Raw genomic sequence first — 15624 nt, forward strand, 5'->3', positions numbered from 1 at the left:
TCACACCGTCCTGATATAGGCGTCATATTCGACGTCGGTTACACGCAGGGAGAATTCGGAAAGCTCCTGCTGTTTGCAGGCGGAAAACAGCGTACGGTATTTCTGGCCAAGCGTCGCATAGGCGAAGCTGGACCGCGTGAAGCGTTGCAGCGCATAGTCCCAGTTGGTGGGCAGCGGCTCATGGTTGATCGCGTGACTGTCGCCGGAAATCGCGCCGCCGGGCTGGCGCTTCTCCTTCATGCCGGCGAGCGCGGCGCTCAGTATCATCGCGAGAACCAGATAGGGGTTGGTGTCGGCGCCGGCGACGCGGTGTTCGATACGCGTCGCCGCCTTGCTGGCAACAATGACGCGCACCGCTGCTGAGCGGTTATCGATACCCCAGGAGGCGTAGGTCGGCGCATGTTCGCTCGGTGTGAGACGGCGATAGGAATTGGCATGAGGTGCAAAGATCGCCATGCTCTCTCCCATGTTTTCAAGGAGGCCGCCGACCGAATGGAGCAGCGCATCCGAAGGGCCGTTTTCTCCCGCGTAGATATTCCTGCCATCCCTGTCGAGAACGGAGAAATGCACATGCATGCCATTGCCTGCCTGAAGCCCATAGGGCTTGGCCATGAAGGTGGCGTCGAGGTCATGCCGACGCGCCACTCCTTTAACGATACGCTTTAGAAAAACGGCAAAATCGGCAGCCTGCAACGCGTCAGGCACGTGATTGAGGTTGATCTCATATTGGCCGGGACCATTTTCCCGCAGCGTCGTATCGGCAAGCACGCCCTGCGCGCGGCACGCTGTCGCGATGTCGTGGAAAACATCTTCGAAATCCTGCAACTCTGAAATCGACAGGACCTGCGTCTGGCCCGTATGCCACCGGCCCTCGCGGCTGTGCGGCGGACGCACGGGATCGAGCGCCGAACGAACGGGATCGATCAGGTAAAACTCGAGTTCAGTGGCCACGACAGGGGTCAAACCCGCTTTTTTATATGCATTGAGAACCTGCGCCAGAACATGGCGCGGATCGCCGTAAAAACCGGTTCCATCCGGATTCTTCATGGCGAGCAAAACCTGCGCCGTCGGCCGGCCAAGCCATGTCACCCGCGACAGCGTACCGGGAACGGGAAAGCAGAAGCCGTCCGGATCACCCGTGCCCTCCGCGAGGCCCGCAGCGTGGACATCACGGCCCCAGATATCCAGCGCATAAACGGAACGGGGAATGGCCATCCCCTTTTCAAGCACGTCGATTGCCCGTTCGCGCGGAATCCATTTGCCGCGCGGCACGCCGTTGGCATCTATGACAAAGGCTTCGAGTATTTCGATATCGGGGTTATCGACGAAAAATTTCTTTGCGTTTTCAATATCATCCATCATGCACCAGCAAGCCGTTTCCATCTCTGATCATGCGCAGCAATCTTCGCTAGCGAAAATCATCCTGCTGCTGATAGATGAGAAACCTCGCCACCATGATGACGTCTGCCCCTTTTCCCCTTTGCATGGGACCATGTTACGTGGCCCGCTCACAGAAGGCCAGCGGATTTCGTTCTCAGGGATTGAACCTTCCCGGGCGATACGCGTCAATCGCGATAACAGGCGTTTCGCCCAGTATCGTTTCAGCCAGAACACGACCGGTAATGGGCCCGAGCGTCAGCCCGTGATGGGCGTGGCCGAAGGCAAACCATAAAGTCCGGTGACGTGGCGCCTTGCCGATTATCGGCATCATATCCGGCGTGCAGGGCCGGGCACCCATCCACGGTTCCGCGTCCAGCCGGCCGCCAAGAGGAAAGACGGTCCGCGCCACCTGCTCCGCCCGTTCAATCTGCACGGGCGATTTCGGCGCATCGCGTTCGGCAAATTCCGCACCCGTCGTCAGCCGGATACCTTTTCGCATCGGCGCAAGGAAATATCCCCGCTCGGCATCGATCAGCCAGTTATTGAGCTTAGCGCCTTCCTGCGGCGCGTAATGCATGTGATAACCGCGCTTCACGCCGAGCGGAAAACGGTAGCCCAGTCGCTCGGTGACGGTATCCGCCCAGGGGCCTAGTGCCACGACGGCATGTTCGGCCTCGACTGCGCCGGTTTCGGTGCGCACCGTCCAACCGCTTGCCGTCTGACTGAGGGTGGACGCATCGCCCCTTGACACTCGTCCACCGAGGCTCTCGAACAGCCGGACATAAGCGAGCGTCAGCGCATGCGGATCGAGCACCGACCAGGGATCGTTCCATTTCAGGCCGCCGACGAAATCATGGCTCAGATGCGGTTCGGCAGCGGCAAGTTCCTCAGCGTCGAGTTTCGTATGGGAAATGCCATGGTCTCGCGCCAGACGTTCGGCAAAGGCAAAATCAGCGTCCCGCCGTGCGGTTGTCCGGTAGGCTTCCATCCAGCCATTCTTGACGATCAGGTCACCGGCTTTGGCCTCCTCGATCAGGATGTTGTGCTCGGATACCGAATGCTCGATCAGCGGTGCATAGGCCCGGGCAATTGCCGCATGGCGCGCGGCTGCGGAATTATACCAGTAGCGGCCCAGAAAAGGCGCGATCTTGGGCAGAGCTGAGAGATGATAACGGGCATCGATGCTGTTATTCAGGGAATAGCGCAGCAGCAGGGCGAGATCCTGCGGAAAGGCATAGGGCACCACACCTTCTCTCTGGATCAGCCCGGCATTGCCGAAAGAGGTTTCCTCACCCGGTCCGCGCCGGTCGACCAGCACCACCGACCTGCCCCTGCGGGCCAGCTGCAAGGCGGTGGAAACCCCGATGATCCCCGCCCCCAAAACGATCACATCCGCTGCCATGGCAATCAATCCGTCTTTGCGTCACATACCCAGCAACATGGGTCGGCATTTTTCGCGAAGCAACAGAAAAATCATTGCCTTAACAGAAACACCACGAGGCCTACTGGCTAATCGCCTTCGTTTTCACGGCCTCGATGTGGAAGGCAGCCGCCAGGAGCGCCCGGGTATAGTCCTGCTGTGGACTGGCGAAGATTTCCGCCGCCGGGCCGCTCTCCACCACCTTGCCGTGACGCATGACGATCAGGTCGTTGGCAAGTGCCTTCACCACCTTCAGGTCGTGGCTGATGAAGAGATAAGCGAGCTCATGCTTTGCCTGGAGATCACGCAAGAGATCGACCACCTGCGCCTGCACACTCATGTCGAGTGCCGATGTCGGCTCGTCCAGCATGACAAAACGGGGTTTAAGCACCATGGCACGGGCAATGGCGATGCGCTGGCGCTGGCCGCCGGAAAATTCATGCGGATATCGCCAGCGGGTGGCCGGATCGAGACCGACCTCTTCCAGCGCGGTGGCGACGCGCGTATCGCGTTCGTCGGCAGACAGCGACCGCTCATGCACCTTCAAGCCCTCGGCGACGATCTCACCCACCGACATGCGCGGGCTGAGTGAACCATAGGGGTCCTGAAACACGACCTGCAGCCGGTTCCTGAGCGGCTTCATCATCTCATAGGAATAGTGGTCGATCGACTGGCCGATGAAGCTGATACGTCCTTCAGATGCGATCAACCTGGAGAGCGCGAGACCAAGGGTTGTCTTTCCGGACCCGGATTCCCCGACCACACCCACCGTCTGGCCGGCACGCAGCGTGATATCGATACCGTCCACCGCCTTAACATGGTCGACAACGCGACGCATCAGCCCCGCCTTGATGGGAAACCAGACCTTGATATCGTCGCCCTGCATGACCACAGGCTTACTGCTGTCGGAAACCGGCGGCTCGCCCTTGGGCTCCGCCGCCAGCAGGTGGCGTGTATAGGCATGCTGCGGATCGTTGAAAACCTGTTCGACGGTTCCGGTTTCTACGATCTTCCCCTTCGTCATGACGCAGACGCGGTCGGCAAATTTACGGACGATGCCGAGGTCATGGGTGATGAACAGCATGGACATGCCGTGTTGCTTTTTCAGATCACCGAGGAGTTCAAGAATCTGGGCCTGAACCGTCACGTCCAACGCCGTCGTCGGCTCGTCGGCAATCAGCAGTTTCGGCCGGTTTGCCAGCGCCATGGCGATCATCACACGCTGTCGCTGGCCGCCGGACAATTCGTGCGGATAGGCTTTCAGGCGTTTTTCCGGTTCACGGATACCGACCTGGCGCAGAAGCTCCAGTGTGCGTTCACGCGCCTCGCTCCCCGTGATTGCCTGATGCAGCTCAAGAATCTCTCCGATCTGTCGCTCGATGGTGTGAAGCGGATTGAGCGAGGTCATCGGCTCCTGGAAGATCATGGTGATGTCGTTGCCGCGCACCGCACGTAGCGAGCGCTCCGGCAATGTCAGCATGTCCTTACCATCGAACAGGATTTGTCCCGAGGGGTGGCTTGCTGCCGGATAGGGCAGCAGTTTCAAGATGGAATTGGCCGTCACCGACTTGCCAGAGCCGGATTCGCCGACAAGGGCAACGACTTCGCCCGACATCAGATCAAAAGACACGTGATCGACTGCAACACTTGTCGCGCCGCCCTGGTGGAAGGCGACAGAGAGATCACGAACGGAGAGCAGCGGCTGGATATTTGTTTCCGTCATGGCGATCACCGGAACGTCTTGCGTGGATCGAAGGCGTCGCGAACGGCCTCGCCGATGAAAATAAGGAGCGACAGCATGATGGACATCGTGAAGAAGGCTGTGAGACCGAGCCAGGGCGCCTGAAGGTTGTTCTTGCCCTGCGCAATCATCTCGCCCAGCGACGGCGATCCCGGCGGCATGCCGAAACCGAGAAAATCGAGCGAGGTGAGTGTCGTGATCGACCCTGAGAGAATGAAGGGCAGGAAGGTCAGCGTCGCCACCATGGCATTGGGCAGAAGGTGTCTGAACATGATCGTCCAGTTGCCGACGCCAAGTGCGCGGGCGGCACGGACATATTCAAAGTTTCTGGCCCGCAGGAATTCGGCGCGAACAATGCCGACGAAGCCGACCCATGAAAACAGCAGCATGATCCCAAGCAACACGAAGAAGCCGGGCGGCAGAATGGCCGCAATGATGAGCAGGATGTAGAGCACCGGCATGGACGACCAGATTTCGATGAAACGCTGCAAAAGCAGGTCCGTCCAGCCGCCGAAATAGCCCTGAATGGCGCCGGCGGTGACGCCGACAATGGCGGAAGCAATGGTCAGCGTCAGGCCGAACAGCACAGAGATGCGGAAGCCGTAGATCATCCGCGCCGTGACGTCGCGGGCCTGATTGTCGGTGCCGAGCCAGTCCAGATTGCCAAGCGTGCAGCCGGGATCGGCATCACCCTGCGGATAGGCCGAGCAGCGCTCCTTTTTATCCATCAGCCAGAAAGGTGCCGTGGGCGCGGAATGCGGAATATTGGAATTGACCGTCTGGTAGGAGTAACGGATCGGCGGCCAGATCATCCAGCCATTGGCGTTGATCTCGTCCTGAATGAAAGAGGATTTGTAGTCGGTCTGGGCCAGGAACCCGCCGAATTTCTCCTCCGGATAATCCACCATGACCGGCACCAGCAGCTCGCCCTTGTAGGAGGCGAGGATGGGTTTGTCATTGGCGATGAATTCCGCCATCAGGCTCAGGAAAAACAGGATCAGGAACAGCCAGAATGACCAGTATCCACGGCGGTTTGCCTTGAAATTCTGCCAGCGGCGCTTGGTCGTCGGCGAAAACCACGGGCGCTTGGGATTTACCAGCGTCTCGGTTCCTGCAGGATGAGCGAGCGACATCACACGTCCCTCCGCTCGAAGTCGATACGCGGATCGATCCATGTGTAGATGAGGTCAGAGAGGAGGCCAACGACGAGGCCCATCAGCGAGAAGATGAACAGTGTGCCGAAGACGATCGGGTAATCACGGTTGACGACCGAGAGATAACCGAGGCGGCCGAGACCATCCAGCGAGAAGATATTCTCGATGAGCAGTGAGCCTGTGAAAAAGGCCGAGATGAAAGCACCCGGAAAACCGGCGATCACGATCAGCATCGCGTTGCGGAAAACATGCCCATAAAGGACCTTGCGCTCGGTGAGACCCTTGGCGCGGGCAGTAATGACATATTGCTTCTTGATCTCGTCGATGAAGGAATTTTTGGTCAAAAGCGTCGTTGTCGCAAAGGCGGAGAGCGACAGAGCGATCAATGGCAGGGTAAGATGCCAGAAATAGTCAATGATCTTCTGCCACCAGTTCAGCTGGTCGAAATTATCAGACACCAAGCCCCGCAGCGGAAACCAGTCGAAAAACGATCCGCCGGCGAAAAGCACGATGAGCAGGATGCCGAACAGGAAACTCGGCACCGCATAACCGATGATGATGATGCCTGAGGTCCAGACATCGAAGGTCGAGCCATCGGAAACGGCCTTCTTGATGCCGAGCGGAATGGAAATCACATAGGATATGATCAGAATCCAGAAACCGAGCGAGGCCGAGACCGGCAGCTTGTCAATGATGAGATCGATGACCGACGAATTGCGGAAGAAGCTGTCGCCGAAGTCGAAGCGAATGTAATTCCACATCATTTCAAGGAACCGGGTGAGCGGCGGTTTGTCAAAACCGAACTGCTTTTCGAGCTTCTTGATCAGCTCCGGATCGAGCCCCTGTGCACCGCGATATTTCGAACCGCTTTCATCGAAGCCGCCTGATTGCCCCATGAGATCGCCGCCGCCCGAGAGCCGGTCGGAGGCGCTGTCGCCCTGACCCGTCAGCTGCGCGACGACCTGTTCCACCGGCCCACCCGGGGCGAACTGGATGACAAGAAACGAAATGCCCATGATGCCGATGATGGTCGGGATCATCAGCGCCAGACGTCTGAGGATATAGGCGCCCATCAGCCTCTTCCCCCAGCCGTTCGGTCAGCGATTTTCGTCTCGGTCAAGCCCGGTCCTTTCCTCAAAGCGGCGTCACGCGCATTTCAAGCGATTCGTCTCGGCCTATGTGAATCAAGCCTTGATCGCGAAAGCAAGGCCGGCGTCATTTTCCGGCCTGGCTGGACCACCAGGCTTCAGGAAAACCGATGCCATATTCGGGCAGGTTTTCCGGGCGGATAATCGTGTTCCAATAGGCGATGAACAGCTCGCCGCGGTAGAATTGCGGAATGACATAGCTGTTGGCGAGCAGCACCCGGTCGAGCGCCCGGGCAGCAGCGACCTGCTCATCGCGATTGGGCGCAAAAATGACTTTGCGCACCAAAGCATCGACGGCCGGGTTCTTGATGCCGGCGAGGTTGTTCGATCCCTGACGATCAGCAGCCGCCGAACCCCAGTAATCGGCTTGCTCGTTACCCGGATTGGCCGACGTCGCCCAGAGCTTGACGATAATGTCGTAATCGAAGCTGCGGGTGCGGTTGGTGAATTGCGAGGCATCGACTGTGCGGATGGTCGCGTTGATGCCGATTTTCTTCAGACTTTGGACATAAGGAAGTATCGTTCGTTCCATGCCGGCGGAATCAATCAGGAATTCCATATCGAGTTGCTGGCCGGTTTTCGCATTGACCATGCGATTGCCGCGCAGTTCATATCCCGCCTCCTTCATCAGCCTGACGGCTTCGCGCAGATTGTCGCGTTGCTTGGCCGGATCGCCCGCCACGGGATTCTTGTATTCCGTCGTGAAGACCTCAGGTGGAACCTGATCCTTGAGCTCCTGAAGCAGTTCCAGTTCGCGACCCGTTGGCAGGCCTGACGAAGCCAGTTCGCTGCCCATGAAGAAGCTGTTGATACGCTGGAACTGACCGTAAGCCAGCGTGCGGTTGAGTTCCTCAAAATCGAAAGCATAGTTCAGCGCCTTGCGCAGTTTCGGGTTCTGGAACTTTTCCCGCCGCATGTTCGGCACAAAGGCCTGCATGATGCCGACGGAACGGTAGATGTTCGGCAGCTCCTCCTTCTTCACCCGACCGTCTTTGACAGCGGGAAAATCATAACCCGTGACCCAGCGGCTGGAGGAAGCCTCCCGCGCGAAATCGATCGTGCCCGATTTAAACGCCTGAAATTCCACGTCCTGATCGGCAAAAAAGGTGTAGGCGATGGTTTTAAAGTTGTTCATCCCGACATTTACGTTGACGTCCTTGCCCCAATAATCGTCACGGCGTTCATAAGTGATGGTCGATCCGGGGGCGACGGCAGCGATCTTGTAGGGGCCGGAACCCATCACAGGCTCCAGCGTGCCGCGCGATATGTCACGCGGTTTGCCGTCCGGGCCGGTGCCCTCCCACCAGTGCTTGGGAACGATCAGTAATTGACCGACGATCTGCGGCAGCTCGCGATTGTTCTTTTCATCGAAGGTGAAGGTGATGTCCCTGTCACCGCTCACCTCCGCCTTGGTGACGTGGGTGTAATAGGTCGCAAGCTGCGGGCTCAGGTCCTTGGCCTTTTCGAAGCTGAACACGACATCCTCAGGCGTCACAGGCTTACCATCCGCCCACTTGGCCTCCTGACGCAGGCGGAACGTCGCTTTGGAGATATCGTCGGGATAGCTGACGCCTTCCGCCAGCAAACCATAGGAGGCCGACAGTTCCTCTTCCGTTGACTTCATCAGCGTATCGAAGACGAGCGAAAGGCCCGTCGCCGCCTCGCCCTTCGCCAGCAGCGGGTTCAGCGTATCGAAGGTGCCCGATGTGGAGAGGCGCAACGTGCCGCCTTTTGGTGCATTGGTGTTTACATAATCGAAATGGTCAAATCCATCGGGATGCTTCAGCTCCCCGACCGTCGAAATCCCCTTTCGCCAGACATCGCCCGACTGGGCGGAAGCCGCCGCCGGCATCAGAAGGGCGGACGCCATAAGGGCGATAAGAAGTCGGGATTTCAGTGGTGCCAATATCATCGGGTCAATGTCCCTGTTTTGTGCCTGTTGCGGAGAGCATAAAAGAAACATTGGCAAAAAACAGATGCGCTGTCTCACAAGCTCTTTATCAGCGTCGTTATCCCGCCCTGAAGGGCCAAGCGAAACATGGTTTTAACAAAATCCCGTTCCAGTTTATTCTAGGGGCAAGAGAATCAACTGATCGGACGGGCACGGCTATATGAGGGCGGGATCATCGAGAATTTTCAAGGCGACGATGCTGGCGATGTCGGTCGTCTCGTCGCTGCAGTTGCAGATCGAAACCGCATCGGCCGAAGACAGGCCCGCAAAAGAAGTGTTCGGCCACATGGCGCTGCCTTCCGCCGCCGCATCGCAGCCGATCGGCTCCTATGCCAAAGGTTGCCAGTCCGGCGCAGTCGCCATGCCAACGGATGGTCCCGGCTGGCAGGCCATGCGCCTTTCGCGCAACCGGCGCTGGGGCCAGCCGCAGTTGATTTCCTTCCTTGAGCAATTTTCGCAGGACGCCCAGAAAATCGGCTGGCCGGGCCTGCTGCTCGGCGACATTTCCCAGCCGCGCGGCGGTCCGATGCTGACAGGCCATGCCTCGCACCAGATCGGCCTCGATGTAGATGTCTGGTGGCGGCCCATGCCCACGCCTCGGCTCACTGTCGAACAGCGCGAAACGGTGCCCTTCATCTCCATGCTGGACAAGAGCAAGTTTCTGACGGTTGACGACCGCAAGTGGTCGCCGCTGAATGCACGGCTGGTGATGATGGCGGCAAGTTACCCGCAGGTGGAGCGTGTTTTCGTCAACCCGGCGATCAAGCAGAAGCTCTGCCAGACCTGGACCGGCGATCGCACCTTCATGGGCAAGATCAGGCCGATCTACGGCCATGACGAGCATTTCCACATCCGTCTCGAATGCCCGCCCGGCGCGCCGAACTGCAAGCCGCAGGCCGCCGTCGGCAAGGGCGATGGCTGCGACAAGTCTCTTGCCTGGTGGTTCACCAAGGAGCCATGGGCGCCGCCGAAAAAGGACCCCAATGCCAAGCCGGTGAAACCGCGTCCCGTCATGGTTTCCGACCTGCCCGCTGCCTGCGCCGCCGTGGCCGCCGCTCCTTCCGCCAACCCCGAGGGGATTGCAGCCCAGGCTTATTCAACTTCGCCGACCCAGGCCGTGCGCCAGCAAAGCGTGGAACAGGTCATTCAGGCGGCCCCCGCCCTGCAGCCGCCTTCGGATATTCCACTTCCGACCCAGCGCCCGACATTGAACTGAAACAGAAATGAGGCATTCAACAGCTTCCCTTTTCAAATGGCGGCAAGCTGTTATAGAAGGCTTCAAATCGATTTAATTCTACGGGGACGGGCTGGGACCATGGAAGGACAACGCTGTATCGCGCTCATCGCTCACGACGAGAAAAAGGACGATATGGCGGATTTCGCCCGTCATCACCAGAAGGCGCTTGCCAATTTCAAGATTGTCGCAACCGGCACCACCGGTGGACGGGTGCAGGAAGCCTGCCCCGGGCTTGAAGTCATTCGCCTCAAAAGCGGCCCTCTCGGCGGCGACCAGCAGATCGGCGCGATGATCGCCACTGGCCAAGTGGACATGCTGATCTTCTTTACCGATCCACTGACGGCAATGCCGCATGATGTCGACGTGAAGGCTTTGACGAGGCTTGCCACGGTCTATGATATTCCCATGGCGCTCAACCGCGCCACCGCAGAAAATCTCATCGACTTCCACGTCGCCAACTGACCCTCCCACCATGGAACAGGCAATGCCGAAGACGTCCGATACCGAATATCTGTCCTTTCCAATCCTTCTTGGCGACATCGGCGGCACCAATGCCCGCTTTTCCATCCTGATCGATTCCTTTGCGGAGCCCGTGCACCTTACAACGGTAAAGACGGCGGAATACCCAACTATTGACGACGCCATCCAGCAGGCTGTTCTGGACAAGACCTCGCTTCAGCCCGTCTCGACCATTCTTGCCATTGCCGGCCCGATCGAAGGTGACGAGATACCGCTCACCAACTGCCATTGGGTCGTCAAGCCGAAGGGAATGCTCGCCAATCTCGGCCTGAAGGACGTCATCGTCATCAATGACTTCGAGGCGCAGGCGCTCGCGATTGCGGCTCTGGATGACAACAACCGCGACGCCATCGGCTCCGGCAAAAAAGACGTGCTGGCCTCTCGCGTCGTTCTTGGACCGGGCACGGGACTTGGTGTGGCCGGCCTGGTTTATGCGCGCCATATGTGGTTTCCGGTTCCGGGCGAAGGCGGCCATATCGATATCGGCCCGAGAAGCGCGCGTGACTACGCGGTTTTCCCGCATATCGAAACCATCGAAGGTCGCGTCGCTGGCGAACAGATTCTGTGCGGGCGCGGGCTGGTCAATCTTTACCGCGCCGTCTGCAAGGCCGATGGCATCGAAGCCGTCTTTTCCGATCCGGCCGATATTACCGCGCAGGGGCTCACGGGTGAGAATGCACAGGCCAAAGAAACGCTTTCGCTTTTCAGCACCTATCTCGGCCGCGTGGCGGGCGACCTCGCGCTAATCTTCATGGCCAAGGGCGGCGTTTATCTCGCGGGCGGCATTTCGCAGAAGATCATTCCGGCGCTCAAGAGCCCGGAATTCCGGACCGCCTTTGAAGACAAGGCGCCGCACAGCGCGCTGATGCGGACCATCCCCACTTTCGTCGTCACCCACCCGCAGGCGGCCCTTTCCGGCCTCGCCACCTATGCGAGAACGCCTTCCGATTTCGGCCTGGCGCTGGACGGGCGGCGCTGGAGGGTCTGATCGCCCGAACCGTTCCGACGTGATGCTTGCGAAGCGGGCGGACGGTCTTTAACGTCAATGCGGAACACATCAAACATCCGATACCGGCGGGTTCCGATCCGCCCGACATGAGAAGTGAGTGACAGCATGGGCAGCAGCGGCATGAAACTGGTGGTGGTTGGCGCGGCGGGCCGCATGGGACAGGCGTTGATCCGCCTCATTCACCAGACGCCGGGCGTTCAGCTGCATGCTGCGGTCGCGCGCGAGGGTTCGGCCTTTGTGGGCCGCGATGCCGGGGAGATTGCCGGTCTCGGCCCCATCGGCGTCGAAATCACCAGCGATCCGCTGCAGGCATTTCTCCACGCCGAAGGGGTGATCGACTTCACTTCACCGGCAACCAGCGTCACCTTTGCGGGTCTCGCTGCACAGGCCCGCATCGTGCATGTCATCGGCACCACGGGCTGCGCGCCGGAAGATGAGGAAAAATTCAAGGCGGCGTCGCGCCATGCCCGCATCGTCAAGTCGGGCAATATGAGCCTCGGTGTCAACCTGCTCAGCGTCTTGACGCAGCAGGCGGCGCAGGCGCTGGATGCGCAGAACTGGGATATTGAAATCCTGGAAATGCACCACAAGCACAAGGTGGATGCACCTTCCGGCACAGCGCTGCTGCTGGGCGAAGCCGCCGCCGCCGGCCGCCAGGTCGATCTTTCCACGTCATCCGTTCGTGTGCGTGACGGCCATACCGGGGCGCGCGAGACCGGAACCATCGGCTTTGCCACCCTGCGCGGTGGTTCGGTGATCGGTGAACATTCTGTCATCTTCGCCGGCGAAGGCGAGCGCGTCGAACTTTCCCATTACGCCGGCGACCGTTCCATCTTCGCGCGCGGCGCGATCACGGCAGCGGTCTGGGCCTTCGACAAGAAGCCCGGTTTCTATTCGATGCTGGATGTGCTGGGGTTGTCGCAGGCGGAATAGTCTTCCACCTCGATTTTGACCCTAGTTTTCCACCGTGAATTCGACCGTATCGGCCGAGAAGCGGCTGATGGCGTATTGCACCGGCACGCCGTCCATATCTGCGTTCAGTGCCTGGGTTATCAGCAGGATGGCGCCTGGCGACAATTCGAGATCGGCGAGATCGCGCGTATCCGCGTGACTAGCGGAAATGACGGTCGAAATACGCACGTAGTCAGCCACGCCAAGCATCTTGAACGCAGCCGTAATGGAGCCGCTTTTCTGATAGGCCTCTCCTATTCCGGCAAAACGGTCGGCGGGGAACCACGTGGTCGAGCGAGAGACCGGGCGAGTATCCGCCTTTCGGAGCGTTTCGAGACGTATGAGCGGCGTACCCAGCGGCAATTGCAGTCGCGCCGCCAGATCGGCATTGGCCGGCTCGGTGATGTGGGAAAGCAGCAGCGCCTCCATTTCCTTTACCTGATCGCCGATGCCAGCCGTAAAGCGCGTGCGCAGCGATATCGGAAAGCTCAAACGCTCCTTGCGGGCGATGATCGTGCCGCGTCCCTGCATCGGCTCGAGTATGCCCTCGCTCGCCAGTGCGGCAATGGCACTCCGGACAGTATGGCGGTTGACGCCGAATTTTTGCGCCAATGTCATTTCTGGCGGTAACATTCCGGTTTCGTCGTGATCACCAGCAGCGATTTCGCCTCTGATCCGGTCGGCAATCTGCCGCCAGAGCGCCACTCCATTCTTTCTTTTCATCGTTGCCGAAGGGCTCATGTCACACGCTTGTCATTCATCGCCATTACTTGTAGCTTATATTGTATAGTTGTCTATATCAATAGACATTAGAGGTCAAGCGATGACGAACGATGCGGCAGACATACACGCAGGCAGAAAAAGAGCGGCAGCGCTCCTTGCCCGTGCCACGGTTCAGGAACTTGAAACGGCCTGGACCCGCCAGGGTGAGCACCCCAAAACGGAAACCGTACGCGGGCCGGAAACCGGGCTGGTGATGGTCAAGGGCCGGATCGGCGGTGGCGGCGCTCTTTTCAACCTCGGTGAAACGACAGTCACCCGGGCGACGATCAAGTTGGCCTCCGGCACCGTGGGTCATGCGCACGTTCTCGGCACCGGCCGCAAAAAAGCCTGGTACGCCGCCGTTTTCGATGCGCTCTGGCAGGAAAGCCCGACACGGGATTTCATTGAGACCGAGCTTCTCTCGCCTCTCGAAAAAAGGCTGACCGCAGAGAAAGAGCGGACAATGAAAGAGACTGCCGCCACACGGGTCGATTTCTTTACCATGGTTCGAGGAGAAGATTGATGGGTGTCAAGGCCGAAGCACTGACGGGCGGTTTCTCCGACGCCGTCTTCGATTCCCAACGGGTTTTCAAAAAACTGATGGACGGCATGGCCCGTCCGGGCACCACACAGGCGGTCGAAACAGCAGTCTTTCCGCCGCTGCCGCTTGCCGCGGCGACCGGAGCGGTTCTGCTGGCGCTCTGTGACCATGACACTCCGGTCTGGCTGAGCAGCGCACTGCGAAAAACCGCTGTCCCCAGCTGGATCGGTTTTCACACTGGCGCAGCTGCGACAGAAGAAAAGGGCACGGCACATTTCGCGGTCTTCGAGGCCGGCAGCGCCATTTCGTCCTTCGGTCTCTTCGCTCTGGGAAGCCAGGAATATCCCGACCGTTCCACCACGCTCATCATCGAGTTGCCTGATCTCGATGGCGGTCGGGAATTGCAGCTTTCCGGCCCTGGCATCCGCCACGTCAACGTGATCAGTCCTTCCGGTCTGCCCGACATATTCCCGAGGCTCTGGGCGGAGAACAACGCCTTCTTCCCGCGCGGCGTCGACGTGATCCTGACGGCTGGCGATAAATTCGTCTGCCTGCCGCGCACGACGCGCATCAAACTCGTGGAGTCATAAGATGTATGTTGCTGTCAAAGGCGGTGAAACCGCCATCGCCAATGCGCACCGGCTTCTGGCCGACAAGCGGCGCGGAGACCGGGACCTGCCGGCCATGACGGTCGCGCAGATCGTTTCACAGCTTTCGCTCGCTGTCGACAGGGTAATGGCGGAAGCGTCTCTCTACGATCAGTCGCTCGCGGCCCTTGCCATCAAGCAGGCGCGCGGCGACATGATCGAAGCCATCTTTTTGCTGCGTGCCTACCGCACCACGCTGCCGCGCTTCGGTTACTCGGTACCGGTGGACACAGCTGATATGACGGTGAAGCGGCGCGTTTCCGCGACTTACAAGGACCTGCCGGGCGGACAATTGCTGGGGCCGACCTTCGATTATACCCACCGCCTGCTCGACCCCTCTCTTCTCGAAGACCAAACGGTCGAAGCAGCAACCCAGCGGGATGGCGAGCCGGAACATGTCATGCGCGTTTCCGATATTCTCGCCCAGGAAGGGCTCATCGAAAGCGATGGCGAGTTGCCGGACGACCATATTGCCGGTGACCTGACGCGGGAACCGATGGAATTCCCGATGTCGCGCGATCTGCGCCTGCAATCACTGGCACGCGGCGATGAGGGTTTTCTTCTGGCGCTCGCTTACTCCACGCAGCGCGGCTACGGCCGGACACATCCTTTTGTCGGCGAGATTCGCATCGGTGAAGTTGAAATCCAGCTGGAGGTGCCGGAACTTGGCTTCGCGGTCTCATTGGGCGATATCCAGGTTACCGAATGCCAGATGGTGAACCAGTTCAAGGGTTCGTCCAAGGCCCCTCCGCAATTCACGCGCGGTTATGGCTTGGTGTTCGGTCAGAGCGAGCGCAAGGCGATGGCGATGTCGCTGGTCGACCGTGCACTACGCGCCGGCGAATTCGGCGAAGATGTCGTAGCGCCAGCGCAGGACGAAGAATTTGTCATCTCACACGCCGATAACGTGCAGGCAACGGGCTTCGTCGAACATCTGAAACTGCCGCATTACGTGGATTTCCAGGCTGAACTCGGACTCGTCCGAAAAATGCGTGCTGATTTCGAAGCAACGAACGCGACTGGCACGGAATGGATGGGCGATGCGGCCGAATGACTCAGCGGCTGTGCTGCTCGCCGAACCAGTAAGCGCAAAAGACGGTCGTTGCTGCAAAGACAGCAAAGAACACGGCTACAAGAATTCCAATCTCCATGAGCTTGTACTCC

14 protein-coding genes are annotated in these 15624 nt (G+C 59.3%); 7 read left to right on the forward strand and 7 right to left on the reverse strand.

What is annotated here, in order from left to right:
* The 6 genes from WA845_RS04390 to WA845_RS04415 all read right to left on the reverse strand — a co-directional run bounded on the left by WA845_RS04390 (position 1) and on the right by WA845_RS04415 (position 8755).
* Positions 1-1362 (reverse strand): glutamine synthetase family protein, encoded by a 1362-nt coding sequence (locus WA845_RS04390; RefSeq protein WP_004439273.1) that lies wholly within the window; start codon positions 1360-1362, stop codon positions 1-3.
* A gap of 172 nt (positions 1363-1534) precedes the next feature.
* Positions 1535-2782, reverse strand: a complete 1248-nt coding sequence (locus tag WA845_RS04395) for an FAD-dependent oxidoreductase (RefSeq protein WP_112556180.1) — start codon at positions 2780-2782, stop codon at positions 1535-1537.
* 100 nt (positions 2783-2882) lie between these two features.
* Positions 2883-4523, reverse strand: a complete 1641-nt coding sequence (locus tag WA845_RS04400; protein WP_045533224.1) for an ABC transporter ATP-binding protein — start codon at positions 4521-4523, stop codon at positions 2883-2885.
* 5 nt (positions 4524-4528) lie between these two features.
* Positions 4529-5674: an ABC transporter permease subunit gene (locus WA845_RS04405; protein ID WP_112556046.1), complete on the reverse strand. Its 1146-nt coding sequence runs from the start codon at positions 5672-5674 to the stop codon at positions 4529-4531.
* A complete protein-coding gene (locus WA845_RS04410) occupies positions 5674-6768 on the reverse strand; it encodes a microcin C ABC transporter permease YejB (RefSeq protein WP_004439268.1) in 1095 nt (364 codons plus the stop codon). Before WA845_RS04410 ends, WA845_RS04405 begins: the two co-directional genes overlap by 1 nt.
* Before the next feature lie 142 nt (positions 6769-6910).
* The gene (locus WA845_RS04415; protein WP_037089489.1) at positions 6911-8755 is read right to left on the reverse strand and encodes an extracellular solute-binding protein; all 1845 of its coding nucleotides are present in this window, start codon (positions 8753-8755) and stop codon (positions 6911-6913) included.
* Positions 8756-8954: 199 nt separating this feature from the next.
* Here WA845_RS04415 and mepA point away from each other — a divergent pair, with 199 nt between their 5' ends.
* The 4 genes from mepA (at position 8955) to dapB (ending at position 12492) form a co-directional block, all read left to right on the forward strand.
* On the forward strand, positions 8955-10010 hold the full coding sequence (gene mepA / locus WA845_RS04420) for a penicillin-insensitive murein endopeptidase (RefSeq protein ID WP_112556050.1): 1056 nt from the start codon (positions 8955-8957) through the stop codon (positions 10008-10010).
* 99 nt (positions 10011-10109) lie between these two features.
* A complete protein-coding gene (locus WA845_RS04425; RefSeq protein ID WP_004439265.1) occupies positions 10110-10493 on the forward strand; it encodes a methylglyoxal synthase in 384 nt (127 codons plus the stop codon).
* A gap of 22 nt (positions 10494-10515) precedes the next feature.
* Positions 10516-11538 carry a glucokinase gene (locus WA845_RS04430; RefSeq protein WP_035206560.1) on the forward strand — a complete coding sequence of 341 codons (1023 nt, stop codon included), beginning with the start codon at positions 10516-10518 and terminating at the stop codon, positions 11536-11538.
* A 126-nt stretch (positions 11539-11664) separates the two neighbouring features.
* On the forward strand, positions 11665-12492 hold the full coding sequence (dapB, locus tag WA845_RS04435) for a 4-hydroxy-tetrahydrodipicolinate reductase (RefSeq protein WP_112556052.1): 828 nt from the start codon (positions 11665-11667) through the stop codon (positions 12490-12492).
* Positions 12493-12513: 21 nt separating this feature from the next.
* On the opposite strand, the gene phnF is transcribed toward dapB, so the two are convergent.
* Positions 12514-13251 carry a phosphonate metabolism transcriptional regulator PhnF gene (gene phnF, locus WA845_RS04440; protein WP_004439262.1) on the reverse strand — a complete coding sequence of 246 codons (738 nt, stop codon included), beginning with the start codon at positions 13249-13251 and terminating at the stop codon, positions 12514-12516.
* An 82-nt stretch (positions 13252-13333) separates the two neighbouring features.
* Between phnF and phnG the strand changes: the two genes are divergently transcribed.
* From phnG to WA845_RS04455, 3 genes are read left to right on the forward strand one after another with little or no spacing between them, the layout of a single operon-like run.
* Entirely contained in the window at positions 13334-13795 is a 462-nt protein-coding gene (phnG, locus tag WA845_RS04445) for a phosphonate C-P lyase system protein PhnG (RefSeq protein ID WP_112556054.1), read from the forward strand.
* Positions 13795-14403, forward strand: a complete 609-nt coding sequence (phnH, locus tag WA845_RS04450; protein ID WP_162719263.1) for a phosphonate C-P lyase system protein PhnH — start codon at positions 13795-13797, stop codon at positions 14401-14403. Before phnG ends, phnH begins: the two co-directional genes overlap by 1 nt.
* Position 14404: 1 nt before the next feature.
* On the forward strand, positions 14405-15514 hold the full coding sequence (locus tag WA845_RS04455) for a carbon-phosphorus lyase complex subunit PhnI (RefSeq protein ID WP_112556058.1): 1110 nt from the start codon (positions 14405-14407) through the stop codon (positions 15512-15514).
* Positions 15515-15624 lie beyond the last annotated feature (110 nt).

This window comes from Agrobacterium sp. CMT1 (genome assembly GCF_037203725.1).
In the GTDB taxonomy this organism is placed as follows: domain Bacteria; phylum Pseudomonadota; class Alphaproteobacteria; order Rhizobiales; family Rhizobiaceae; genus Agrobacterium; species Agrobacterium pusense.

Coding starts and splice junctions, on each gene's coding strand:
- WA845_RS04405 (WP_112556046.1), bottom strand. CDS start 5,674: ATGTCGCTCGCTCATCCTGCAGGAACCGAGACGCTGGTAAATCCCAAG.
- phnG (WP_112556054.1), top strand. CDS start 13,334: ATGACGAACGATGCGGCAGACATACACGCAGGCAGAAAAAGAGCGGCA.
- WA845_RS04390 (WP_004439273.1), bottom strand. CDS start 1,362: ATGATGGATGATATTGAAAACGCAAAGAAATTTTTCGTCGATAACCCC.
- WA845_RS04430 (WP_035206560.1), top strand. CDS start 10,516: ATGCCGAAGACGTCCGATACCGAATATCTGTCCTTTCCAATCCTTCTT.
- phnF (WP_004439262.1), bottom strand. CDS start 13,251: ATGAGCCCTTCGGCAACGATGAAAAGAAAGAATGGAGTGGCGCTCTGG.
- WA845_RS04455 (WP_112556058.1), top strand. CDS start 14,405: ATGTATGTTGCTGTCAAAGGCGGTGAAACCGCCATCGCCAATGCGCAC.
- WA845_RS04400 (WP_045533224.1), bottom strand. CDS start 4,523: ATGACGGAAACAAATATCCAGCCGCTGCTCTCCGTTCGTGATCTCTCT.
- phnH (WP_162719263.1), top strand. CDS start 13,795: ATGGGTGTCAAGGCCGAAGCACTGACGGGCGGTTTCTCCGACGCCGTC.
- WA845_RS04425 (WP_004439265.1), top strand. CDS start 10,110: ATGGAAGGACAACGCTGTATCGCGCTCATCGCTCACGACGAGAAAAAG.
- mepA (WP_112556050.1), top strand. CDS start 8,955: ATGAGGGCGGGATCATCGAGAATTTTCAAGGCGACGATGCTGGCGATG.
- WA845_RS04410 (WP_004439268.1), bottom strand. CDS start 6,768: ATGGGCGCCTATATCCTCAGACGTCTGGCGCTGATGATCCCGACCATC.
- dapB (WP_112556052.1), top strand. CDS start 11,665: ATGGGCAGCAGCGGCATGAAACTGGTGGTGGTTGGCGCGGCGGGCCGC.
- WA845_RS04395 (WP_112556180.1), bottom strand. CDS start 2,782: ATGGCAGCGGATGTGATCGTTTTGGGGGCGGGGATCATCGGGGTTTCC.
- WA845_RS04415 (WP_037089489.1), bottom strand. CDS start 8,755: ATGATATTGGCACCACTGAAATCCCGACTTCTTATCGCCCTTATGGCG.